At 54.6% G+C, this 22,016-nt stretch carries 21 protein-coding genes; 14 read left to right on the top strand and 7 right to left on the bottom strand.

The features are described from left to right. The first annotated feature begins 220 nt into the window (after window positions 1–220). The 9 genes from K1558_RS21295 to K1558_RS21255 all read left to right on the top strand — a co-directional run bounded on the left by K1558_RS21295 (window position 221) and on the right by K1558_RS21255 (window position 8,305). Window positions 221–1,321, top strand: coding sequence for a hypothetical protein (locus K1558_RS21295; protein WP_238653681.1), 1,101 nt, complete (start codon window positions 221–223; stop codon window positions 1,319–1,321). Between the two features lie 210 nt (window positions 1,322–1,531). After that, on the top strand, window positions 1,532–2,191 hold the full coding sequence (locus K1558_RS21290) for a response regulator transcription factor (RefSeq protein WP_238653680.1): 660 nt from the start codon (window positions 1,532–1,534) through the stop codon (window positions 2,189–2,191). Between the two features lie 2 nt (window positions 2,192–2,193). Continuing rightward, on the top strand, window positions 2,194–3,564 hold the full coding sequence (locus K1558_RS21285) for a HAMP domain-containing sensor histidine kinase (protein WP_238653679.1): 1,371 nt from the start codon (window positions 2,194–2,196) through the stop codon (window positions 3,562–3,564). A gap of 61 nt (window positions 3,565–3,625) precedes the next feature. Then, window positions 3,626–4,720, top strand: coding sequence for a hypothetical protein (locus K1558_RS21280; protein WP_238653678.1), 1,095 nt, complete (start codon window positions 3,626–3,628; stop codon window positions 4,718–4,720). A 111-nt stretch (window positions 4,721–4,831) separates the two neighbouring features. Beyond that, window positions 4,832–5,542, top strand: a complete 711-nt coding sequence (locus K1558_RS21275; protein ID WP_238653677.1) for a type 1 glutamine amidotransferase — start codon at window positions 4,832–4,834, stop codon at window positions 5,540–5,542. Window positions 5,543–5,586: 44 nt separating this feature from the next. After that, the gene (locus tag K1558_RS21270; RefSeq protein WP_238653676.1) at window positions 5,587–6,384 is read left to right on the top strand and encodes a dihydrodipicolinate synthase family protein; all 798 of its coding nucleotides are present in this window, start codon (window positions 5,587–5,589) and stop codon (window positions 6,382–6,384) included. Between the two features lie 65 nt (window positions 6,385–6,449). Then, a complete protein-coding gene (locus tag K1558_RS21265) occupies window positions 6,450–7,034 on the top strand; it encodes a DUF421 domain-containing protein (RefSeq protein ID WP_238653675.1) in 585 nt (194 codons plus the stop codon). 33 nt (window positions 7,035–7,067) lie between these two features. Further along, on the top strand, window positions 7,068–7,769 hold the full coding sequence (locus K1558_RS21260; protein ID WP_238653674.1) for a metallophosphoesterase: 702 nt from the start codon (window positions 7,068–7,070) through the stop codon (window positions 7,767–7,769). 62 nt (window positions 7,770–7,831) lie between these two features. Then, entirely contained in the window at window positions 7,832–8,305 is a 474-nt protein-coding gene (locus K1558_RS21255) for an OsmC family protein (protein ID WP_238653673.1), read from the top strand. 24 nt (window positions 8,306–8,329) lie between these two features. Here K1558_RS21255 and K1558_RS21250 read toward each other — a convergent pair whose 3' ends face one another. The 4 genes from K1558_RS21250 to K1558_RS21235 all read right to left on the bottom strand — a co-directional run bounded on the left by K1558_RS21250 (window position 8,330) and on the right by K1558_RS21235 (window position 13,759). Further along, entirely contained in the window at window positions 8,330–9,754 is a 1,425-nt protein-coding gene (locus K1558_RS21250; RefSeq protein ID WP_238653672.1) for a sensor histidine kinase, read from the bottom strand. Beyond that, window positions 9,754–10,440: a response regulator transcription factor gene (locus tag K1558_RS21245; RefSeq protein WP_238653671.1), complete on the bottom strand. Its 687-nt coding sequence runs from the start codon at window positions 10,438–10,440 to the stop codon at window positions 9,754–9,756. Before K1558_RS21245 ends, K1558_RS21250 begins: the two co-directional genes overlap by 1 nt. A gap of 14 nt (window positions 10,441–10,454) precedes the next feature. Next, window positions 10,455–11,930: an FG-GAP repeat domain-containing protein gene (locus K1558_RS21240; protein WP_238653670.1), complete on the bottom strand. Its 1,476-nt coding sequence runs from the start codon at window positions 11,928–11,930 to the stop codon at window positions 10,455–10,457. 404 nt (window positions 11,931–12,334) lie between these two features. Next, window positions 12,335–13,759: a glycoside hydrolase family 1 protein gene (locus K1558_RS21235; RefSeq protein ID WP_238653669.1), complete on the bottom strand. Its 1,425-nt coding sequence runs from the start codon at window positions 13,757–13,759 to the stop codon at window positions 12,335–12,337. Between the two features lie 139 nt (window positions 13,760–13,898). On the opposite strand from K1558_RS21235, the gene K1558_RS21230 reads away from it, so the two are divergent. Both K1558_RS21230 and K1558_RS21225 read left to right on the top strand, forming a co-directional pair. Then, window positions 13,899–14,870 (top strand): LacI family DNA-binding transcriptional regulator, encoded by a 972-nt coding sequence (locus tag K1558_RS21230; RefSeq protein ID WP_238653668.1) that lies wholly within the window; start codon window positions 13,899–13,901, stop codon window positions 14,868–14,870. 166 nt (window positions 14,871–15,036) lie between these two features. Beyond that, entirely contained in the window at window positions 15,037–15,216 is a 180-nt protein-coding gene (locus K1558_RS21225) for a hypothetical protein (protein WP_238653667.1), read from the top strand. A 7-nt stretch (window positions 15,217–15,223) separates the two neighbouring features. Here the strand turns inward: K1558_RS21225 and K1558_RS21220 are convergent, their stop codons facing one another. The 3 genes from K1558_RS21220 to K1558_RS21210 form a co-directional block, all read right to left on the bottom strand. Continuing rightward, window positions 15,224–15,922, bottom strand: a complete 699-nt coding sequence (locus tag K1558_RS21220) for a DUF6710 family protein (protein ID WP_238653666.1) — start codon at window positions 15,920–15,922, stop codon at window positions 15,224–15,226. Between the two features lie 194 nt (window positions 15,923–16,116). Then, entirely contained in the window at window positions 16,117–17,094 is a 978-nt protein-coding gene (locus K1558_RS21215) for a carbohydrate kinase family protein (protein ID WP_238653665.1), read from the bottom strand. Between the two features lie 22 nt (window positions 17,095–17,116). Continuing rightward, a complete protein-coding gene (locus K1558_RS21210; RefSeq protein ID WP_238653664.1) occupies window positions 17,117–18,157 on the bottom strand; it encodes a LacI family DNA-binding transcriptional regulator in 1,041 nt (346 codons plus the stop codon). A gap of 355 nt (window positions 18,158–18,512) precedes the next feature. On the opposite strand from K1558_RS21210, the gene K1558_RS21205 reads away from it, so the two are divergent. Genes K1558_RS21205 through K1558_RS21195 form a run of 3 tightly spaced genes read left to right on the top strand, consistent with a single transcriptional unit; the run spans window position 18,513 to window position 21,989 of the window. Then, window positions 18,513–19,454 carry an ABC transporter permease gene (locus K1558_RS21205; protein ID WP_238653687.1) on the top strand — a complete coding sequence of 314 codons (942 nt, stop codon included), beginning with the start codon at window positions 18,513–18,515 and terminating at the stop codon, window positions 19,452–19,454. Window positions 19,455–19,467: 13 nt separating this feature from the next. Continuing rightward, window positions 19,468–20,349, top strand: coding sequence for a carbohydrate ABC transporter permease (locus tag K1558_RS21200; protein ID WP_238653663.1), 882 nt, complete (start codon window positions 19,468–19,470; stop codon window positions 20,347–20,349). 20 nt (window positions 20,350–20,369) lie between these two features. Then, window positions 20,370–21,989: an ABC transporter substrate-binding protein gene (locus K1558_RS21195; protein WP_238653662.1), complete on the top strand. Its 1,620-nt coding sequence runs from the start codon at window positions 20,370–20,372 to the stop codon at window positions 21,987–21,989. Window positions 21,990–22,016: the final 27 nt, after the last annotated feature.

Below are 22,016 nucleotides of genomic sequence, written 5' to 3'. Positions count from 1 at the left end.
TAAGCCCTCCAGCGCCGATGGTACTTGGACCGAAGGGTCCTGGGAGAGTAGGACGCCGCCAAGCACACAAGACCACTGTTGATCACTCAGCAGTGGTCTTTTTGTATGCTGGGCGAGGCTCTCTTTTTACAACTCCATAACAACTGTTACTCTACTTTATAACATGTAAAGCGTAGAGTAGGGGTAGAGAAAATACTATATTCCTGTGGAGGTTATCCTATTGAATAAGAAGAAGGGGTCCGCTACTATAGCTGTCCTGTTATGTGCCGGAGGGTTATTCGCCATTAGTGCTGTTGCCGTCCCGAACTTAGTGAACTCTGCCGTTGTCGCCAAAGACAGTACAGCAGCACCACAGCAAGATGTCATACTAAGCCTGCCGGAGAGTGCGGTTCCTGTATTGAAGGTAGAAGCGCCTGTGCCGGTATCCACTGTAGAAGATTACCTGCGGAAGAATATGAACCAGGAGCAAATGGATCAAATTTATGATTCTCTGAGCAAAGCACCTGAGCCCACGGTAGTTGGCGGTCATGATGAAACCGAAGCTGAGCTTAACCTTCGAACTAAGCGTCATTGGGTGCTGGAAGATCAGTATGTATATGATGGTATTCGCCCTCAGAAGCCAATGCCCTTCGAGGCGGGGCAAGGAGATTTATATCTCGATCCAAAGACCAATACGCTCTACGTTCCAGATCGAACTTGGACTGATGAAGAATTGCTGCAGCTTATAGACTGGAACTATCGCCAAGCGTATGCAGCGTCCCTACGATTTCCGGAAAAACCAGTTCCTCCTCAAAAGTACAGCGAGTCTGAATTCATCATGCGTGCGGCTGAAAGTGTACGTAAGCTCTATGATGCGGATGTGTCCAAGCTGGAAATATCAACGAGTCTGCAACAACCGGGATTTGGCTTTCCTCCCCAACAGTGGGTGTATTTCTCTCCCTACAAGGAGCGGACCATGCGGGGACAAGGACTGGAGGTATGGAAGTACAATGTGATTATCGATCCAGAAACCGGAGTGGTCGTGGATACGACAGCAGTTAATCTGTCAGCGATAAGAACACCTATTGACGGAGCTGCGGCTGCCGCTATCCAAAAGGATGATCGCTGGATCAAGGAAGCTACGCGGATTGTTAAGGACAAGCAAGGAGAGCAGCGGAAAATTGTAAAGGCGTATCTGACCGATACTGAGGTGAATAATAAGCGTGGTATGGTTGCGGTGGACGTGCTATTAGAAGACGGCAGCAAATATAATGCGGAGCTTCGCTATCCGAGTATGATGCTGCGTTGTCTCATTTATGAGCCTGCGCATAAGGGTAAGTAAACGATAAGCGGGCAGCCTTCTATTCACGAACACATTAGTCCTGAGGATCAAGCAGTGCTTGGTCCGTCAGGATTTTTGTGCGGGCGGGTGTGATATCGCATTAAGTTCAGTTACAGCTTATGGATGCTCTGCAATCTGGTATGATAAAGAGTAGTTGATGTGATAGGCAGTACATGCGGTTGCCGCAGGGCGGAGGAGGATATTCAGCAGATGGCCCATATACTGGTGGTTGAAGACGAACAGCCGATTAATGACTTGATTACGATGAACCTTAAGCTGGTGGGACATACATATTCCAAGGCTTATACCGGCGTTGAGGTAGCGGGGATCCTGGAGAAGGAACGGGCGGATCTGGTGCTGCTGGATGTGATGCTGCCCGGTCTGGACGGGTTCGCGGTGATGGAGCAGATTGCCCCTCTGCAGATCCCGGTCATTCTGATTACAGCACGCCATGCGCTCTCGGACCGGATTAAGGGATTCGAGCTGGGGGCTGATGATTATATTATTAAGCCTTTTGAGATTCTGGAGCTGCTGGCCCGGATTAATGTCGTCCTGCGCAGGAATGAGCAGGCGTCCGCTGTCTTTACCTGTGACGATGTGGAGGTCCGGTTCACCGAGCGCCAGGTCCGGGTCGGCCAGCTTCCGGTGGAGCTGACGGCCAGGGAATTTGAGCTGCTCGAGGTACTGATCCGCAACCGCAATATCGCCCTGTCGAGAGAGAAGCTGCTGGAGTTGGCCTGGGGTTATGATTACGCGGGGGATACCCGCACGGTGGATGTCCATATCCGGCAGCTCCGTAAGAAGCTGGGCTGGGAAGAGCGGATCCGAACGGTATTCAAGCTGGGCTACCGGCTGGAAGTTCAGGTCTAGCCATGCGGTTCTGGCATAAGATTCTGCTTGCTGTGCTGGTGCTGTTCATCGCAGCGCTTGATGTCAGTGTCCTCATGGTGATGAAGAAAAGCTGGCAGCTGAATATGGACAGTGAGACCAGACGTGCAGAAAGCGAGCAACTGCTGATTGTCAACAATATTTATGAGAATCTGGACTCCATTCGGGTCAGGGGAATGTCCCTTACTCCGGCACTGCTGGTCAGTGTAGCCGAGTCCTATGGGGAGCATTACCGCAAGCAGGGCATACGTCTCGAGCTGCGGGAAGATGATAAGCTTCTCTACGCCGGTGAGGGTGGAGATAGTCCAGCCCGGGAAGAGCATGTTATGACCTTGGCGATGCCGCTGCCGGCTCCTTACCAGCATCTGGAGCTGGCGTACAAGCGCGATATCAGCGGGCTGTATGCCCAGCAGCAGGAGCTGAACCGCTTTTTTGTGATGATTAATTGGATTGTCGGCCCGCTCCTGGTGCTGCTGCTCTATCTGCTGATCCGGCATCTGACTAAGCCGCTCAAGCTGTTGTCCGAGACGACAAAGACGATAGCTGAAGGCAATTACTCCAACCGTGTGGAGCTGAACAGCAAGGATGAATTCGGGGAGCTGGCCATGAACTTCAACCAGATGGCTTCGGTGGTGGAGCAGCGGATCACGGATCTGTCGGACATGGCGGAGGACAAGCAGCGGATGGTCGATAATCTGGCCCATGAGCTGCGGACGCCTCTGACCAGTATGCAGGGCTTCGCGGAGCTGCTGACCACGGCGAATATCGACCGGGAGGATCAGATCAAGGCTGGCCAGTATATTTTAAGTGAGACTGTGCGGCTGAAGAATCTGGCCTTCAAGCTGCTGGATCTGTCTGTGCTGCGGCATCAGCCGCTGAAGCTGGCAGAGGTGGATGTAGTTGCCTTATTCGAGACGGTAGCACAGACCGAACAGCGGCGGCTGGCTGAATACAGCTTGCGGCTGGAGCTGAACAGCTCTATTCCGTCTATCTGGGGAGATGCGGATCTGCTGGCCTCTTATCTGGTGAACCTGATCGAGAACGCTATTCCTGCTTCGAGTCCGGGCAGCAGCATCCGCCTGCTGGCTTATCCGCAGAACGGGGAAGGGGTGCTGGAGGTGCGGGACAGCGGCTGCGGAATGACGGAGGAGGAGCAGCAGCGCGCCTTCGAGCCGTTCTACCGCGCCGATCCGGCGCGTTCCCGGGCCCATGGCAATGCAGGGCTGGGGCTGTCCTTATGCCGGCAGATTGCTGAGGCGCATGAGGCGCAGGTTGAGCTGCAGTCTGCGACGGGAGAGGGGACGAGCATCCGGCTTTTTTTACAACTTCCTAACAACTGCACGCCGACTCTATAACATCCCGGGATTAAGGTAGAGACAGAAGCACCTATCTTACAACCCGATGGAGGTAATACCCTTGAAATTGAACCCAAAGAAACTGTCCGCTACGCTGGCTGTCATCGCATGCACAGGAGGGATGCTCGCAGCCAGCGGGTTCGTTGTCCCCGGTCTGGTTAACTCGGCCGTTGTCGCCAAGAGCAGTGCGGCCATGCAGGGCTATACTAAGCAAGGTGTGGCCGACAGCACGGTTCCTGTACTGAAGGTAGAGGCCCCGGCCCCGGTATCTACCGTGAATGATGATCTGATTAAGCAGATGACAAAAGAACAAATTCAGCAGATCTATGACTACCTGGAGTTGCCGGGTGATCCCAAGACCTCCGGGCGGGAGATGACAGAAGCGGAAATGAACCGCCGCCTGGTACTGGATGATCAGTATGTGTATGACGGCCTAAGGCCTAAGAAGCTTTTGCCGCTGCAGGCGGGACAAGGAGATTTGTATCTGGATATCAAGACCAACACGTACCACTATCCGGAGCGGGCTTGGACCGATGAAGAGCTGCTGCAGCTGATCGACTGGTCCTACCGGACGAATCTGCTGGCTTCCAAGCGTAGTATAATAGCTCCTACTGTTGCCGTACCGCAGAAATACAGTGAGGCTGAATTGAAGACACGGGCTTCCGAAAGTGTGCGCAAGCTGTTCGATGCGGATGTGTCCAAGCTGAAGACGAATGTTATGCTGCTGGAGCCGGGGTACGGCATACCTTCTACATGGGCAGTGGGCTACGAACCTTATAAGGCGCTCACTCTGCGTGGACAAGGCCAGGAGTTCTGGCAATATCATGTGCAGATCGATCCGGATACCGGAGTGGTATTAGATACAACAGTCTTTAACTCGGTTATTAAAAGAACTCCCATCGACGCAGCCGCAGCGGCCGCCATCAAGAAGGATAAGAGCTGGGTGAATACGGCTGTCCAGATTGTGAAGGACAAGCAGGGGGAGAAACGTAAGATTGTCAAAGCTTCTCTGACGGACATGGAAGTGAACAACAAACGGGGAATGGTCGCAGTGGATATCGTTCTGGAGGACGGCAGCAAATATAATGCGGAGCTCCGCTATCCAAGCAAAATGCTGCGCTGTCTGATCTACGAGCCTGCCGGTAAGGCAAAATAAGCGTGCAACCCTATGAGATAGGGCCTAACGATCCTGATGATCAAGTAGTTCTTGATTCATCGGGATTTTTTGTTACATTGGAGATATGAAAAATAAAGGGCAGGTGGAGAAATGATGAGAATACATTGCTTGCAGCATGTTCCGTTTGAAGCGCCGGAGGAAATTGCCGTGTGGGCGGAGAACAAGGGGCATACGTTAACAACTACCCAGGTGTATGAAAATAAGGTTCTGCCTGCGTCCCAGGACTTCGATATGCTCGTCGTGATGGGCGGGCCTATGAGTGTACATGATGAAGCGGTCTTCCCTTGGCTGTCTGCCGAGAAGACGTTGATTCACACTGCGATAAGCAAGCAGAAGCTGACGCTCGGTATCTGTCTGGGGGCCCAACTGATTGCGGAGCAAATCGGCGGTGAAGTCTACCCTAACAAGTGTAAGGAGATTGGCTGGTATCCGGTGCTGGCAACCGGGGATACGGAGGCCTCGGCCTTCTTCAAGGACTTCCCGCAGCAGTGGGTACCTTTTCATTGGCATGGAGATACCTTCAGTCTGCCTGCCGGAGCCAAGCGGATAGCTTCCAGCCTGGGCTGTATTAACCAGTGTTACGAATATGAGGATTATGTGGTCGGGCTGCAGTTCCATCTGGAGGTTAATGACCTCAGTATCCGGAAGATCATCGAGAACTGTGCCGGAGAGCTTGAGCCCGGGGAATATATTCAGACGCCGTCCGCGATGACGGATCAGCCCGGGAAGATTAGTGCGTCCAATACACTGCTGTATACCCTTCTGGATGCTATGGAGCTTAAATATCTATCAAGAGTCTAGAGCCTAACACTTAGCACCGATGCCGATGAATAAGGAGTGAGGATATGAAAAGATTAAATGTGGCGATTCCCACGCCTTTTCACAGTGATGAGAGTCTGAATACCGATGGATTCGCGCCGATCGTGGCCTACCAGCAGCAGAACGGGATAGAATCGCTATTGATCTCAGGAAGTACAGGCGAGCAGCATTCGCTTAGTATTGAGGAAAGATTGGAGATTATCAGATATTTCAATCAAAAGCGTCCTCAGGGCATGGAGCTGATCTTCGGCGTATCCGCAATAAGAACCCGTGATGCTGTGCGGCTGGTCCAGGCTGCGGAGGTATCGGTGATGGATGTGCTGCTTATTGGCTTCCCGCCGTACATCCGGCCTACACAGCAGCAGGCGGTTGCTTATGTGGAAGAACTGCTTAGCCATACGTCCAAGCCGGTGGCGTTGTATAATAACCCCGACCGGACCGGATTCGATCTGTCGCCGGAATCGCTGAATCTGTTAATCCGCCGCTATCCGAACATTGTCGGGTACAAGGAAACAGGTGATTTGCAGCGGCATGTGGGGCTTGATTATCCGGAGGGGTTCATTCTTTTTGCGGCAGGGGATATGAGGCTTGTGGAGAATTTCACCTCAGGCCCTTGCACTGGTCTCTCCAGTGTGGCCGGAAATCTATACCCCCAGGAGATCAAGAGCACGGTGGAGCGGCTGCTGCGGCAGGATCAGGTAGAGCCTGGCCCCATCGAAGAGATGGTCTCCCGGGTGTTCAGCGGACATGCGCTGATTAACATCAAGCAGCATTACAACCGGCTGGAAATTCCGGCTGGTGTATGCCGGGCTCCGATTCTATAAATATGCATATTCGCCTCCTGTAAGACAAACCCTAGCTTATCAACTGTCAAAAAGGAGACGGAGCAATGCAAGAAATCTGGAGGGAAATCTGGAAGGCGCTGGTGCTGATCATTGTCGGGATGCTGGTGCTGCGGCTGGCCGGCCGCAAATCAATCTCGCAAATGACCATTCCCACCACAATCGCCATGATCTCAATTGGTACGATTATTGTGCAGCCGATCGCCGATCACAGTATCCTGATTACCATAGTCGCGGCCGCCGTATTCATCGGCGTGTTAATTGTGGTAGAGTGGCTGCAGGTGCGGTGGAGTGCGCTGGAGCGGCTGATTAAGGGGCCTGCGGTTATCGTTATTGCGGAGGGACAGCTTCAGCCTAAGAATCTTAGAAAGCTGAGATTAACCGTCGATGAGCTGGAAATGAGTCTGCGGGGCCAGGGCATCTCCAGGCTGAGCGATGTCAAAACAGCCACAATTGAGCCTAACGGCCAGCTCGGCTATGAACTGCAGGATTCCGCTAAGCCGGTCACTCTGGCTCAGGTAGAGGCGCTCTTTGCTAAATATCTGGGCGGAAGCGGTCCGGTGAATGAGGGGGCATACCTGGATCAGCCTGAGCCGCAGACGGGGCTTTTTGAGGAGATTAAATTGCAGTAGAGGGAGACCGGATGCTGTAGAAGGAGGGAGTTCATGCGCAAATTCTTCATAACGGACATCCACGGGGATCTAAAAGGGCTGGAGCTTCTGCTCCGGCAGTCTGGATTGGACTGGGATCAGGACCAGTTGGTGATTGGTGGAGATATGATCAACCGGGGGAAGGACTCGGCCGGAGTGCTTGGTTACCTTAAGCAGCTCGCAGAGCGGCATCCGGGGCGGATTCATGCGCTAATTGGCAATCATGAAGAAATGATGGGGGAATATATCGTAAACGGCGATAAGCTCTGGCTGAGTCACGGCGGACGCGAGACGTTGGCGGGTCTGAAACAGGCTTATCCCGACCCGGAAGAGCGGCAGGAGCTGATGGAGTGGGCCTATTCATTGCCGATGTACTTTGAGGATGATGAATATGTGTATACACATGCCGGACTGTATATAGAGCAGCCTCTTGAGGAGCAGAGCCGGGAGATTCTATGGATGACAGAATATGAATTCTACCGTCAGCCGCATGAAGCACTGCTTGCCTTAACGAATGGCAGGCCGGTGATTCACGGGCATACGCCGGTTGAACGGATCTATGGTGACGGCGCCAGGATGAACTGCGATCTGGGGTCTAATACCTACCCGATACTTGAAGAAAGATCACTTGGGCTGGTGAATCTGACCGAGATGACCTGCCATGTGTACAGACAGGCCAACCAGCGGCTGGAGACCAGACGGATCGCACGCATCTAGCCCAAAGAGCATACAAGACAAGCGCACTTATTTGATATGAAGAAAAGAGAGGGCGTACTGAGATGAAGCATCCTTTTAAGCTGAATGCTGTGTGGAATGGAGGCAGAAACAGTGAGGGGCAGATCGATGCCGGAGGGCTGCAGACGGTGATATCGATTCCCCGGGAGATGGGCGGGCCGGGAACCGGCACGAATCCGGACGAGATGCTGCTGGGTGCAGCGGCGACCTGTTATCTGATTACACTGGCCGCGATGCTGGAGCGTTCGGCGATTGTGCCGGAGGAGCTGACGCTTGCCTCTGAGGCGACGGTAGATGTGACAAATAATGTGTTCACCTATGAAAGGATTGAACACAAGCCGCGGATTGTACTTCAGGCGGGGGCAACCGCAGGGGAGCTGAAGACGGCAGAGCGGTTAGCGTACAAGGCTGAAGAGTCCTGCATGATCTCCAGAGCAGTGGCCGGAAATGTGCAGATTCAGACGCAGCCTGTCATTGAGGTTGCCGGTGAAGGCGGACAGGCCCGGAAAGAATCGTAGCGTGCAGGAGCCTGGCATGCACAGTTACATTGACGGCGGCGGAAGATGCTGCTCCACTTCGTAGCGGGGCAGTTCTACGATAACTGAGGTGCCGACAGTGAATTCGCTCTCGATCCGCAGGTGTCCGTCATGCAGCTCGATAATTTCTTTGCAGATGGCCAGGCCCAGGCCGCTCCCCGATTGGCGGGACCGGCCCTTGAAGAACTTGTTGCCAAGCTGCGCCAGGTCGGTGGCTTCAATGCCTTCGCCGTTATCGGCTACGGTTACCTGGATGATGTCCCCGCGCAGCTCAGCGCTCAGGCGGACCTCTCCGCCGGCCGGGGTGAACTTGAAGGCATTATCCAGCACATTGACAAACACCTGCTTCAGACGGTTGAAATCCCCGTCTACTGGCAGCGGCTGATCCGGCAGATCCGCGTAGAGCCGGATCTGCTTCGTCTGCCCCCTGTATCTGAACTGCAGCAGCATATCCTCCAGCAGTCCCCTGAGATCATAGGGCTGGCGGACAATACGGATCTCTCCGGCCTGGAACTTGGAGAAGTCGAGCAGATCCTCGACCAGGCCGATCAGCCGGTCCGTCTCTCCGGTCATGACCTCCAGTCCCTGCAGGGTCTCCTGCTTGTCTGACAAATCCCCGACCAGCAGCGTCTCCCCCCAGCCCTTAATGGAAGTCAACGGTGTCCGCAGCTCATGGGTGACCGAGGAGATGAAATCATATTTCAGCTTCTCGCTCTTCATAATCTCATCGGACATATAGTTCAGTGTCACCGCAAGGGTGCCGACTTCATCGTCATAGCGCTTCGCTGCCCGGACGGCAAAATTACCGGTGGCCATCTCCTTGGCGACCCCGGTCAATTGCTGAATCGGACCTACGATCCGCTTGGCGATAATCAGGCTGAGCACGAACCCGAACCCGATCACGAGCAGGCCGACAAACGCTGCATTCAGCGCGATGGTCAGAATAACGGAATACAGCGGCTCGGCCGACACTGAGTAGCGCAGCAGGCCGACTGTGCTTCCCCGGTCCGTCAGGGCGACGGATACGGCCAGAATCCGTTCGCCGTTGACTGGCTTAATGCTCTGAAAGCTGCCTCTGCCGCTGAGCAGCGCATCATGGACATCCGGGGTGGTCACCTGTTCTCCGCTGGAGAAGCCAAGTGAGTTAATGATTACCTTGCCGTCCGGGCTCAGCACCTCTACCTTGCTGCTCTCCTCAGATGAGAGGTTCTCCAGAATATAGCGGGCCCGCTCCTTCAGAGTGTAGCTCTCCAGATATTTGTTGAAGAAGGTGACGGAGGTTCTGGCCCGCGAATTCAGGGTCTCCATAGCGCTGCCCAGATAATAGGAATGGATGGCAACAACAAAAACTCCCTCCAGCAGCAGGACAATCAGGAGCAGCATAAGCGTAATATAGACGATAAGCCTGGACCTGATTCCCTTCGGCAACATTAGCCCCTCCATACATATCCGAATCCCCACACGGTTTCGAGGTACTGCGGCCCGGAGGGCTCCTGCCCGATTTTGTGGCGGATTCGGCTGATATTGACATCTACGATCTTCAGATCACCCATGAAGTATTGCCCCCATACGGCTGTAAGAATATCATCCCGGTTCATGGCCCGGTTCGGCTGCCCAAGCAGCAGCTTGGCAATCTCGAATTCCGTTGGGGTGAGCGGTATTTCCTGCCCGTTCTTCAGTAATTTCTGTTCATCCAGCATCAGGGTAAAAGGCGGAAGCGTAATATGGTTCCCCTGCGCGCTCGCTTCTCCCGGATACATCCTCCGGTAGAGCGAGCGCACCCTTGCGACCAGCTCCACCGGACTGAACGGCTTGACTACGTAATCGTCTGCGCCGGATTCCAGGCCCATCACCTTATCGATCTCCTGGCTCTTGGCGGTGAGCATGATAATCCCAAGCCGCGGGAACTGTCGGCGCAGCATCGTGCATACCTCGAACCCGCTGAGTCCGGGCAGCAACAGATCGAGAATGGCGATATCGAAATTCTTCTGCTCTCCGGCCAGTATAAGGGCCTCTTCACCGGTTGAAGCCTCTGTAACCTCGAAGCCTGCCCGCTTGAGATTCACGCACAGCAGATCACGGATGGGCTTCTCATCTTCCAGTATCAGCACTTTCATGAACGGCCTCCTCCTTAGGGCAGGGACTTCTGCGGTGTACCGGCGAGCTGCACGACTTCATCCAGTGTCAGCTTGAGCTGGTTGTAGGTCTGCAGATCCGTTCCCCGCAGCTTGTCAGCCGCACCGGATGGAGGCATGACGGCAACGAATACGGTGGGCTCGGTATCGCCCATAGAATTGCCCAGCTCATACAGCAGCTTGTATTCTCTGCTCTCTGCCTGGAGCTGTACCTCAGCGGCTGCCCAGCCCTTCTTCGTCAGGAGGCGAAGCTCCAGCAGCGGCGCCTTCACAGCAGACTCAGGATTCTTGTAGCTGAACTGGAGCTTCTCCCAAGGCTGCGGTGATTCTTCCAGGATCTCCAGCAGGGTCTGGCCTGCCCACGACTTAGGAAGGAGGAAGTTGAAGCCCCAGCGGTCAAATTGCTCCTGAACGAGGCTCAGCCCGGATTGTCCGTCCCACTGATAGTATCTGGTGATGAATGGTGTTGCCAGCGGGGCAAGGCTCTCTGTCCCGGCAGGCGGCACAAGAAAGCCGATCTCCGTAATCCCGTCCCCGTTGACATCCTTGCTGTCCAGCGGGTAGTCCTTGATGGCAAGGCTGTTGCTGCCAATCGGCGTATCCGGCACGGGAGCAGGCGGCGCAAGTACAAGATTCTTACCGGAAGCGAGGCTTGTGCGCTGATGATCTTCTGTTGCAAGTATATCAGTAAACTGCCCATTTTCCCAAATCAGCAGAGACGTATACGCGGCATGAGCGCCGATGGCGGCATCCACAACGATGGCACTGCGGGAGGGGGCAGTCTTGGTGAACTGGAATTGAATCACATTCCCCTCCAGCTTCTGGTCCGACAGCATCTGCGGTGTCCCGCCCTTCAGCCGGAGCAGCTGGAGATGATTCTCGCGGACGGTATCTGTAGTGTAGATTCCCTGCAGTACGGCGATGTCCTGAGTGCCTTCCCCGGTCAGATCGCCGACGATCAGCTGGTCATACGGCTGCTTGATCAACTCGGTCAGTGTGCCGCCCTTCAGGCTGTAGACAGCCAGCTCCCGGGTTAGTCCCTCGCCTCCGCCGTATCCCAGCAGCAGATCCGCTGCACCGTCTGCGGTAACATCTGCGAAGGAGACATAGTGCAATTCGCTGCCGACTCCGGTGAGGTTGGCCAGCTTGCTCCACTTGCCGTCCTGCTGCGAGAGAAGCAGGGTATTGATCTCGTAATCGGTTTTGTCTGTCTTGTAGAAGGCGAGCAGCTCGTCCTGTCCGTCCTGGTCCAGATCCTGTAATTGAATCGCACTGCCGGATTCCGACTGGGCAGGAACGGTTAAATGCGCATTGGGAGGCAGGAAGGATCTCACGATCCCGGTTAGATTGCCGTCACTGCTTCCCTGTGAAGGTGCCTGAAGCAAATCGCTGGGCGTCTTCATGTCGCCGCAGGCAGAGGTGATCAGGCTTAATAGCAGGAGGCCGCCCAGGCCGAATGTATATTTGTTCATCAGAATAACTCTCCTTAATAATTCGTCTGTGGCAAGTATATCCTAACCTTTTGGGGAATTAGTTGCAAAATGGTAAAGGGGGATAACTGGAAGATGTTCATATGAGGTGGAATATGAGATGAAAAGCCAATAACTTTAACGAAAAGCATTAAGTCGTCACTGCGGTGAACATTTGGACTTCCGGCCGCTGTTGTATACAGATTTCCTGATTCAAGCCGCTGGTTGCGGTTGAAATCCGTATACAAAGGCGGACGCTACCGCTCCTACAGTTCCAAATTTCCCCTCCGCTCCTTCCTGCTTTTTTGGTTAAGGCTTATTCATCTGAAATGAATATCTTCAGTTATCTATGGGGGACGGAAAAAACAGGCAGCCGCTAAGGGCTACCTGTTTGTAGAAGGTATAGATTAACGCTTCAGGCTCTGTCCGTTGGTAGCAATAACATCCTTGTACCAATGGAACGACTTCTTGCGGTAGCGCTCCAGCGTTCCGGTTCCGTCGTCGTTACGGTCTACATAGATGAAGCCGTAGCGCTTACTGAGCTGGGCGGTGGAGGCGCTGACCAGGTCGATACAGCCCCATGAGGTGTAGCCCATAATCTCAACACCATCCTCCAGTGCCTCGCCAACCTGCACCAGATGGTCATTCAGGTAAGCGATCCGGTAATCATCGCTAACCGTTGGCACGCCGTCCTCACCGGTAATGAGCTCGTCCTTGGCTCCAAGGCCATTCTCTACAATGAACAGCGGCTTCTGGTAGCGGTCATAGAACATATTCAGCACATAGCGCAGACCCTGCGGATCAATCTGCCAGCCCCATTCGGAGGCCTTGAGGTAAGGATTGGCTGCACCGCTGAACAGGTTGCCTTCCTGATTGCGCTTGCTGCTGTCTCCGCTCTCGCAGATACTCACATAGTAGCTGAACGAGATGAAATCTACGGTGTGCTTCAGAATGTCCGCATCCCCGGGCTCCATGTGGATCTCGATGCCGTGCTCTCGGAAGTATCTTTTCATATAGCCGGGGTACACGCCTCTCGCATGAACATCCCCGAAGAAATAGTTCATATGCTCCGACTTCATCGCTGCGATCACATCGTCCGGGTTCGGTGTCAGCGGATAGGTCGGCATACTGAGGATCATACACCCGATCTGGGCCTGCGGGTTAATCTCATGACCGATCTTAACCGCTGTAGCGCTGGCAACCAGCTCGTGATGAATGGCCTGATACAGATCCTGCTTGCTTAGCCGCTCCTTGGGCGTGTAGATTCCGCCGCTCATGAACGGCTCGTGCAGGATGGAGTTGATCTCGTTGAAGGTCAGCCAATATTTTACTTTATCCTTGTAGCGGGTGAATACCGTTCTGGCATACCGCTCATAGAAGCCGACTAATTGCCGGTTGACCCAGCCGTCATATTGCTTGGACAGGTGCAGCGGAGTTTCGTAGTGGGAGAGGGTTACCAGCGGCTCAATGCCGTATTTGTGACACTCATCGAACAGGTTGTCGTAGAATTGCAGGCCTTGCTCGTTAGGCTCCAGCTCGTCGCCGTTCGGGAAGATGCGGGACCAGGCGATCGAGGTGCGGAAGACCTTGAAGCCCATCTCAGCGAAAAGCTTAATATCCTCCTTATACCGGTGGTAAAAGTCGATGCCGACCAGCTTCAGATTATCCTCGGTAGGTACCTCGGTAACCGGGCCTTTGATCCCCTGCGGAGCTACGTCCTGCGTGGACCAGCCCTTGCCGTCCTCGTTATACGCGCCTTCCAGCTGGTTGGCCGCTACCGCGCCGCCCCACAGGAAGCCCTCCGGAAATGGAGATGCAGATGGTGAATTCATTAATAATCCCGCCTTTCTAGTTATCGATTCAGATATGGTAAGCTATTAATATGTCCCATATATCCATGCTAAATGTTGTAACGCGTTACATGTCAACTACGATGTTGTGTAAATATTCAGGGTGATAAGGAGCAGGGTCATGTCGAATCTGGATCAAATCGCCAAGCTGTCGGGATTCTCCAAGGCTACGGTATCGAGAGTGTTGAATCATTCCCCCCATGTCAGCCAGGCAACGAGGGAGCGTATTCTGGGAATTATGGAGGAGCTGGATTATGTGCCGAACGGCAATGCCATTTCTCTGTCCAGAGGAGAGACAATGCAGATTGGAATGGTGACGGAGGGAATCAATGAGGTGATGCTGCCATTTCTGAACAGCTTCGTGGAGACGGCAAGCCGGCACGGATACCAGACGATTGTCTATACCTCCGGGGGTGACCCGGCCAAGGAGCTGCAGGCGTTCGAGGATATGCGGCGCAAAAGAGTTGATGCGCTGGCCATCACCACCTGCGTCAACGATCAGGCACTGCTGGGCTCCTTCAGCAAGTATGGGCCGATCGTCTCCTGGCAGCGGATGGAGCTGCCGGAGATTCAGAGTGTGGCCATGAACCAATATGACGGGTACAGGCTGGGGCTTGAGCATCTGATTGCAAGGGGCTATACACGGATAGCCAATGCATACGGCCGCCCGGCCAGCATGAATACCTCCGGGCGGATGCAGGCGTATCAGGACATCATGCGCGAGCACGCTCTGCCGGTGAACCCGGACTGGTCCCGGACCGGCGTCTATTCCATCCGCGATGGCGAGGCCCTGATCCGCAGGCTACTGCAGCACCCGGACGGGCCGCCTGATGCCCTGCTCTGCGCCAATGATATGGTGGCGGCAGGAGTGCTGAGCGAAGCCCGCAGGTTACGTGTGAAGGTGCCGGAAGAGCTGGCGATTGTAGGATTTGATAATACGGAGCTGGCCCATACGCTGGGGATCACCTCAATTAATAATCCGATTGCCGCACAGGCACAGAACGCGCTGCATCTGATTCTCGGCAGGCTGAAGGGGATAGAGGCGGAGCTGGAACCGCTGGGATTCCAGCTCGTGCCGAGGGGGACGTCGTAAAGATGGATAAAATACTGATCATCGAGGATGACCTCAAGCTGCAGAAGTACATCCAGGAGTACTTGCTGGCCTATCATTTCGCGGTGGAGACGGTGACGGATTTCAGCCGTATTGTCGAACAAACGGAGCCAAATTCTTCATCATTATGTTCCTCGGCGCTTTGTTCATGGCGGCTGCCGGTCTGGGGCTTGGGCTGTACTATTTCTTCGTGCTGCTCAGCGGCACCTATGGGCTTGCCGGACCGCTTGGCCGGGCGTCCCTCATAGCATGTATATTCTTGGTCATGCAGACCGCCTTCTACTTCACCAGCCGCAGGAGGTATTTCGCTGAGCTGGGGATGCTGTAGGCGGGTTTCAGAACATAATCCGCTGCGCTGTCATAATCCGGCCGATCTCGAAGATCGCTGCGCATTCTACGAAATGAACCTCGGAGATGATGGAACGGTCATGGGTCCGGTAATAATATTTGCCGTCCGTATAGACATGATCATAGATGGCGCTGATGTCATAGACTCGCGTCGGGTAGAGCTCCCCTTCGCCCTTGGCAATCCCCGCCGTGATGGAATGATGCCCTGAGCCCTCGACGAAGGAGATGCCCAGCGGCAGCCAGAGGGTGACTTGATGCCCCTGATCCTGCCGCCAGCTTCCGTTCAGCGTGCCCTCGCCGATCCGGATCAGGCTGTCGCGCAGCTTGCGGGGAATCCAGGGGGAGGGGAAGACCAGATCACGTGCCAGGCTGATGATCCGGCTGCTGTTGTCGATCTCCTTCATGAGGAAGTGGAAGCTCCTCCCGTCCAGTGTCACCTCGGCCCATTCATCGAAGAACAGGTTGTCCGAGAAAATCCGCTCCATCTGGTCAATCTCGCCGCGAAGCACGGGCATCAGCATGAGCTGGCCCTGAATCCGCCGGCCGATCAGCCGGATGAAGTCTATGACCGGATGCGTCTCAGGCTGGAAATAGCCGTAATTGACATCATAATAAAAGCCGAGATTCTCCTCGATCAAATCCTTGGCAAATGCCAGGAGATGGTCAAATTCATATTTCGCATTCATGCACCTGCTGCTCCTTCAGTCGTATGATATTGTGCTTATCATATTACGGGCCGCGTTCCGGTGTCTGTGATCTAAGCAGCAGGGAAAGATTGGTTTGCTATACGCAAAGAGCCCCTTGGTCATCTGATAGCCAGATAGCCAGGGGGCTCTTAAGCGATGTGTGCTCAGAGAGCGAATCTGTTGCTTATAGGTTGTTAGCTGCCAGCAGGAACAAACTCCTGCACCTCGTCCAGTGTAGGCAGGGCGGCCATCGCCCCGATCCGGGTGCAGACGATCGCCCCCACCTGATTGGCGAAGGTGACGAAGGCCTGCTGCAGCTCTGCGCTGCGGATGAAACCGGCCGGATTAGGGAGCCGGCTGATCTGCCAGAGCAGCGCTCCGCTGAAGGCGTCCCCGGCCCCGGTGGAATCAACGGATGTCACGGGGATGCTGGGAATCCGCATACGGAAGCTTGGGGAGGAAATCAGCGTGCCGTCCTTGCCCAGTGTGACGGCAACGGCTCCGGCTCCCCAATCATGCAGCAGATCAAGCGCAATCTCATAGTCTGCTTCGCCGGTAATCAGCTCCAGCTCTTCCCCGCTGACCTTGACGAGATCAGATCTCCCGATGGCAACTCTGGACAACGCGATGAATTCCTCCTGGCGCCCGCTCCACAGGTCAGCCCGGTAGTTAGGGTCGAAGGAGATGAACTGTCCATGAGCCTCTGCTTCCTCCATCAGAGTTAAATAGACCTCGCGGAAGGGATCGGCCAGCAGGGCGGTAGCCGAGCCGAAGTGAAGCAGGGCAGTCTTGCGGATGGCCTGGCGGTCCAGCTCCTCCAGCCGGAGCAGCCGGTCGGCCCCGCGGTGGAACACGAAATCGCGTTCTCCATCTGACGCGCGGGAGACGAAGGCCAGCGTGGTCGGCGCTGATGTATCCAGCAGCAGCATCGAGGTATCCACCTGCTGCTGCTCCAGTGTCTGCTGCAGGAAATGGCCGAAGGGATCGGCTCCGACCTTGCCCAGCAGGGCAGCCCGGCCGCCGAGCCGTGCAATCGCGGCGCTTACGTTCGCCGGAGCGCCGCCGGCCTGCTTCGTAAACTGCCGGCCTTCGGTCAGGCTGACGTCCACCTCGGTGCAAAAGAAATCGATGAGCAGCTCGCCCACGCAAAGCACTGTACCATAGGAATTCACAAGAATGTACCTCCAGGTCGGATTAGTTCGGAACAGGGGTGGAGTCTCTGAATATTACGTCGGTAGCGACATGAGTCACCTGATAAGGCCGGGCCGGGTCCTTAATCCGGGAGAGCAGCATCTCTGCGGAGACAATGCCCATATGGCCGCTGTAGATGTGTACGGTCGTAAGATGAGGCTCGATGATCCGGGATTCCGAGGCGTCATCAAAGCCGCAGACCGCAATCTGCCCGGGGACATTGACCCCTCTGCCCTTAAGCGATTTCATCAAGCTGATGGCGATGAAGTCATTGGCGCAGATGAAGGCTGCGGGCCAGTGGCTAAGGGCCTCCAGCTGGCTGTCCATCCAGCCTGCCTCCAGCAGGTAATCCTTGTCCTGCCCGATGATGCAGGATTCGGGATTCAGCGGAATGCCAGCGTCCGCCAGCGCTCTGTTGAAGCCGGTCCACCGCTCATGGAAGCTGCGGCAGTGGTTGTAATCGCCGACGAAGCCGAAGCTCTCCACACCGCTGCCGATCAGCTTGCGGGTCATGGCATACACGCTGTGCTCATTCTCCATAAGCAGCAGGTCCGCCTTCAGCTCGGGGTAGACGATATCTGCTGCACAGTCAATGAAGATCGCCGGAATGCCGAGGCTGGTGATCAGGCCGCTGTATTCTTTGTTGAACATCTCGATGCAGATAATGCCGTCCACACTGGAAGGCTCGAAATTGCCGGGCAGAGTCATAGCGTTAATATCGTTCTCCCGGACAAAATAAATGGACAGCGTATACCCTTCGGTGCTGATGCGCTTCTCCAGTCCGCTGAGCAGCTGGGAGCCGAAGTGGGAGCTGTTGGGCAGGTTGCTGGTCAGCAGGGCGATGTTGCCCTGCGGGTCGGAGGCGCTGACCGCTGCCGTAAGAGAAGAGAAGTGTTTATATTTAAGCTCCGCCGCCTTGCTGAACACCTTCTCCCGGGTCTCAGGCGGGACGCTATCTGCGCCGTTCAATGCCTTGGAGGCCGTATTCCGGGAAATGCCCAGTGCATCGGCAATGTCTTGAATGGTGACCTTGGCTTTCTTCATCACTGTGTTCCACCTTTGTATCCCCATATTTATAATCTCTGTTACCTAATATATAGCATTTCACCAAAATTGACAACGTGATTTTACAAATGCACAAACTAATTTTACATAAACGAGTAAATTGTCATCTTGATCAAGCGATATCAAGCGATATTAAGTGATTTCTTATAATGATGTTACATTTGCACAGTGTGATGCACGAATTCAATCATTTTTTTGCCCAAAATGCATTGACTTCCTGTAAGTTTATCTGCTAAATTGTAAATGCAAAACATGGTCAAATGTAAAAATGAAAACCTATTCATTCTGCGCAAATGTAAAGTTACGAGAAGGGGGAAGAAGATTGGCAAATCCGATGGTTCCACCCGGAAGCACGGCACTCACCCGGCCCAAGCCGTCGTGGTTAAGCTATGTGCGCCGGCATTACATTCTGTATTTATTTTTGGCTCCGGCTGTTGTGCTTACCGTTATCTTCAAATACGTTCCGATGTACGGCGCGATTATTGCCTTCAAGGATTTCAGCCCGCGCAGGGGCATCATGGGCAGTGCCTGGGTCGGGCTGGAGCATTTCCAGCGGTTTCTCTCATCGCCGAATTTCTACGATATTCTGATGAACACGCTTAAATTAAGCGCCTACGGGCTGATTCTCGGCTTCCCGGTGCCGATTGTGCTGGCGCTGATGCTGAATCTGATCCGCAGCGCGAAGCTGAAGAAGAATATCCAGCTGATTCTGTATGCGCCTAACTTTATCTCGGTGGTGGTCGTGACGGGGATGCTGTTTGTCTTTCTGTCGCCGACAGGGGTGGTGAACGCCTTGGTGACTGCTTTTACCGGGAAGCCGGTGTCCTTCATGAGTGATCCTGCCTACTTCCGGTCCGTGTACATTCTGTCGGGCATCTGGCAGACGGCTGGCTGGTCCTCCATTATCTATGTGGCTACGCTGGCGAATGTGGACCCTCAGCTTCATGATGCGGCCACGATGGACGGGGCTTCCTTGCTGAAGCGGGTCCGTCATATCGATCTGCCGGCGCTGAAGCCGGTTATGGCGGTGCTGTTCATCCTGGCCGCAGGCGGCATCATGTCGATCGGATATGAGAAGGCGTATCTGATGCAGACGGCGCTGAACACGCCTACCTCGGAGATTATTGCAACCTATGTGTACAAGGTCGGGCTGCAGGCCGGAGACTACGCGTATTCCACCGCCATCGGGTTATTCAACTCCGTCATCAATGTGATCCTGCTGGTCTTCGTCAATACGGTCGTCAAGCGGCTGAATGAAGGGGAAGGGCTGTACTAATAAGGAGGTAAGTATGGAGATTCAATATTCCGGCAAGGACCGGGTCCTGCTGGTTATAACGTATATTCTGCTCGGTCTGTTCATCTTGGCCATCCTGTTTCCGCTCATCTATGTCGTGCTGGCCTCCTTCCTGACGCCGAATGTGCTTATTACGAAGGGGCTGGCCATTCTGCCCTCGGACTGGACGGTTACCGGCTATGTCAAAATCCTCAGCAACGACGCGATGATCCGCGGTTTCTTCAACGCTATTCTATACTCATCCGCCTTCGCGCTGGCTACGGTGTTCTTCTCTGTCTTCGCGGCGTATCCGCTGTCCATTGAGGGGCTGGCGGGGAAGCGTCCGGTGATGATCTTTTTCCTGATTACGATGTTCTTCGGCGGCGGCCTGATTCCGACCTATCTGGTGGTGAAGGATCTGGGGATGCTGAATACGGTGTGGGCGGTCATTCTGCCCGGAGCGGTCAGCGTGTTCAATATTATTCTGGCGAAGACCTATTTCCAGGGGCTGCCCAAAGAGCTGTTCCAGGCGGCGAGTATCGACGGGGCTTCGGAGCTGGGAATCTTCTTCAAGATCGTCCTGCCGCTGTCCAAGCCGATCATCTTCGTGCTCGCCTTGTATGCCTTCGTGGGGCAGTGGAATTCCTACTTCGACGCCATGATCTATCTGGAGGATTCCAGGCTGTTCCCGCTGCAATTGGTACTGCGTTCTATCCTGATTCAGAATCAGGTACAGCCGGGCATGATCGCCGATGCACTGGCCCAGGCGGAGCTGAAGAAGCTGTCTGAAATGATTAAATATTCGTCCATCGTGATCTCCAGCCTGCCGCTGATCGTCATGTATCCGTTCTTCCAGAAGTATTTTGAGAAGGGCGTCATGGTAGGCTCCATCAAATAATAATAGGGGGAATCTTAGTTATGAACAAAACCGTGCAAACCTTATCCGCTGTGGTACTCTCGGCTGCGGTGCTGTCCGGCTGCGGCGGCGGGGGCGGCAATTCGGCGGCTTCTGAGGATTACAAGCTGGAGAATGTGACGCTGCCGCTGAAGGAGAAGGTCTCGCTCCATTTCATGTCCCAGAGCTCCGCGCTGGCGCCTGCCGATCCGAATGAGAAGCTGATCTACAAGCGGCTGGAGGAGAAGACCGGAGTGCACATCGACTTCACCAACTATACGAATGACGCTTTTGTCGAGAAAAGAAATCTGGCAGTGGCCAGCGGCGACCTCCCCGATGCGATCATCGACGCAGCTTACTCGGATTATGATCTCCTCACTCTGGGCAAGGATGGGACGATTGTTCCGCTGGAGGAGCTGATTGCCAAATACATGCCGAATCTGCAGAAGGTGCTGGACGCTGCCCCGGAGTACAAATCGATGATGACGGCGCAGGACGGGCATATCTATGCTTTTCCCTGGATCGAGGAGCTGGGCTCCGGCAAGGAGAGCATTCATTCAGTTAACGGGATGCCGTGGATTAACACGGAGTGGCTGAAGAAGCTGGGGCTGAAGATGCCGGCTACGACCGAGGAACTAAAGCAGGTTCTGCTTGCCTTCAAGAACGATGATCCGAACGGAAACGGCCAGCAGGATGAGATTCCCCTGTCGTTCGTGATGAATAACGGAAATGAGGATCTGAACTTCCTGTTCGGCTCGTTCGGTCTCGGGGATAACGGCGACCACACGGTGGTTACGAACGACGGCAAGGTGGTATTCACCGCGGGTGAGGATGGATACAAGGAGGGCATCAAGTATCTGAATGAGCTGTATGCGCTGGATCTGATCGACGAAGAGGCGTTCGAACAGGACTACAATACCTATCTGGCAAAAGGGCAGAGTGAGCGCTACGGTCTCTACTTCCAGTGGGATAAATCCAATATTACCGGCTTCAACGACAAATACGATCTGATGCAGCCGCTGGCCGGGCCGGACGGGGAGGCCAATGTGACGCGGACGAACAACTTTGGCTTCGACCGCGGCCGCATGGTGATCACCGGGGCGAACAAGAACCTGGAGCTTACGGCTAAATGGGTGGATCAGCTCTATGAGCCGCTGCAGTCGGTGCAGGATAACTGGGGGACGTATGGGGATGAGACGCAGCAGAATATTTTTGAATACGATGAGTCTGCTCAGATGCTGAAGCATCTGCCGCTGGAGGGTGCGGCTCCGGTGGAATTGCGCCAGAAAACGAGCATCGGCGGTCCGCTGGCGATTCTGGATGAGTACTACGGCACCGTGACGACCAAGCCGGACGATGCTGCCTGGCGGCTGGATCTCATGAAGGAGAAGCTTGTCCCTTATATGAAGGCCGATAACAACTTCCCGCGCGTCTTCTACTCTCTGGAGGACCAGAAGAAGCTGACGAATATCGAGACGGACCTGTTCCCTTACGTGAACCGCAAGCGGGCAGAATGGATCAAGACCGGCAAGGTGGAAGCGGAATGGAGCGATTACAAGGCCGAGCTGACCCGGCTTGGGCTGGACGAATGGCTGAAGATCAAGCAGGCGGGGTATGACAGCTATCTGAAGAATAAAGGCTAAGGCCGGATAAATGCAGTACAGAGGTGC

This window comes from Paenibacillus piscarius (genome assembly GCF_022234545.1).
GTDB classification, from domain to species: domain Bacteria; phylum Bacillota; class Bacilli; order Paenibacillales; family Paenibacillaceae; genus Paenibacillus_AQ; species Paenibacillus_AQ piscarius.
The sequence above is the reverse complement of the archived record's forward strand: the minus strand, read 5'-3'. Positions and strand labels throughout refer to the sequence as shown.

What these genes read in the sequence shown, in the direction of transcription:
- K1558_RS21225 (WP_238653667.1), top strand. Translation starts at nt 15,037, where the DNA reads ATGGCGGCTGCCGGTCTGGGGCTTGGGCTGTACTATTTCTTCGTGCTG.
- K1558_RS21240 (WP_238653670.1), bottom strand. Translation starts at nt 11,930, where the DNA reads ATGAACAAATATACATTCGGCCTGGGCGGCCTCCTGCTATTAAGCCTG.
- K1558_RS21205 (WP_238653687.1), top strand. Translation starts at nt 18,513, where the DNA reads ATGGTTCCACCCGGAAGCACGGCACTCACCCGGCCCAAGCCGTCGTGG.
- K1558_RS21195 (WP_238653662.1), top strand. Translation starts at nt 20,370, where the DNA reads ATGAACAAAACCGTGCAAACCTTATCCGCTGTGGTACTCTCGGCTGCG.
- K1558_RS21260 (WP_238653674.1), top strand. Translation starts at nt 7,068, where the DNA reads ATGCGCAAATTCTTCATAACGGACATCCACGGGGATCTAAAAGGGCTG.
- K1558_RS21200 (WP_238653663.1), top strand. Translation starts at nt 19,468, where the DNA reads ATGGAGATTCAATATTCCGGCAAGGACCGGGTCCTGCTGGTTATAACG.
- K1558_RS21210 (WP_238653664.1), bottom strand. Translation starts at nt 18,157, where the DNA reads ATGAAGAAAGCCAAGGTCACCATTCAAGACATTGCCGATGCACTGGGC.
- K1558_RS21275 (WP_238653677.1), top strand. Translation starts at nt 4,832, where the DNA reads ATGATGAGAATACATTGCTTGCAGCATGTTCCGTTTGAAGCGCCGGAG.
- K1558_RS21250 (WP_238653672.1), bottom strand. Translation starts at nt 9,754, where the DNA reads ATGTTGCCGAAGGGAATCAGGTCCAGGCTTATCGTCTATATTACGCTT.
- K1558_RS21270 (WP_238653676.1), top strand. Translation starts at nt 5,587, where the DNA reads ATGAAAAGATTAAATGTGGCGATTCCCACGCCTTTTCACAGTGATGAG.
- K1558_RS21265 (WP_238653675.1), top strand. Translation starts at nt 6,450, where the DNA reads ATGCAAGAAATCTGGAGGGAAATCTGGAAGGCGCTGGTGCTGATCATT.
- K1558_RS21290 (WP_238653680.1), top strand. Translation starts at nt 1,532, where the DNA reads ATGGCCCATATACTGGTGGTTGAAGACGAACAGCCGATTAATGACTTG.
- K1558_RS21245 (WP_238653671.1), bottom strand. Translation starts at nt 10,440, where the DNA reads ATGAAAGTGCTGATACTGGAAGATGAGAAGCCCATCCGTGATCTGCTG.
- K1558_RS21285 (WP_238653679.1), top strand. Translation starts at nt 2,194, where the DNA reads ATGCGGTTCTGGCATAAGATTCTGCTTGCTGTGCTGGTGCTGTTCATC.
- K1558_RS21255 (WP_238653673.1), top strand. Translation starts at nt 7,832, where the DNA reads ATGAAGCATCCTTTTAAGCTGAATGCTGTGTGGAATGGAGGCAGAAAC.
- K1558_RS21230 (WP_238653668.1), top strand. Translation starts at nt 13,899, where the DNA reads ATGTCGAATCTGGATCAAATCGCCAAGCTGTCGGGATTCTCCAAGGCT.
- K1558_RS21220 (WP_238653666.1), bottom strand. Translation starts at nt 15,922, where the DNA reads ATGAATGCGAAATATGAATTTGACCATCTCCTGGCATTTGCCAAGGAT.
- K1558_RS21235 (WP_238653669.1), bottom strand. Translation starts at nt 13,759, where the DNA reads ATGAATTCACCATCTGCATCTCCATTTCCGGAGGGCTTCCTGTGGGGC.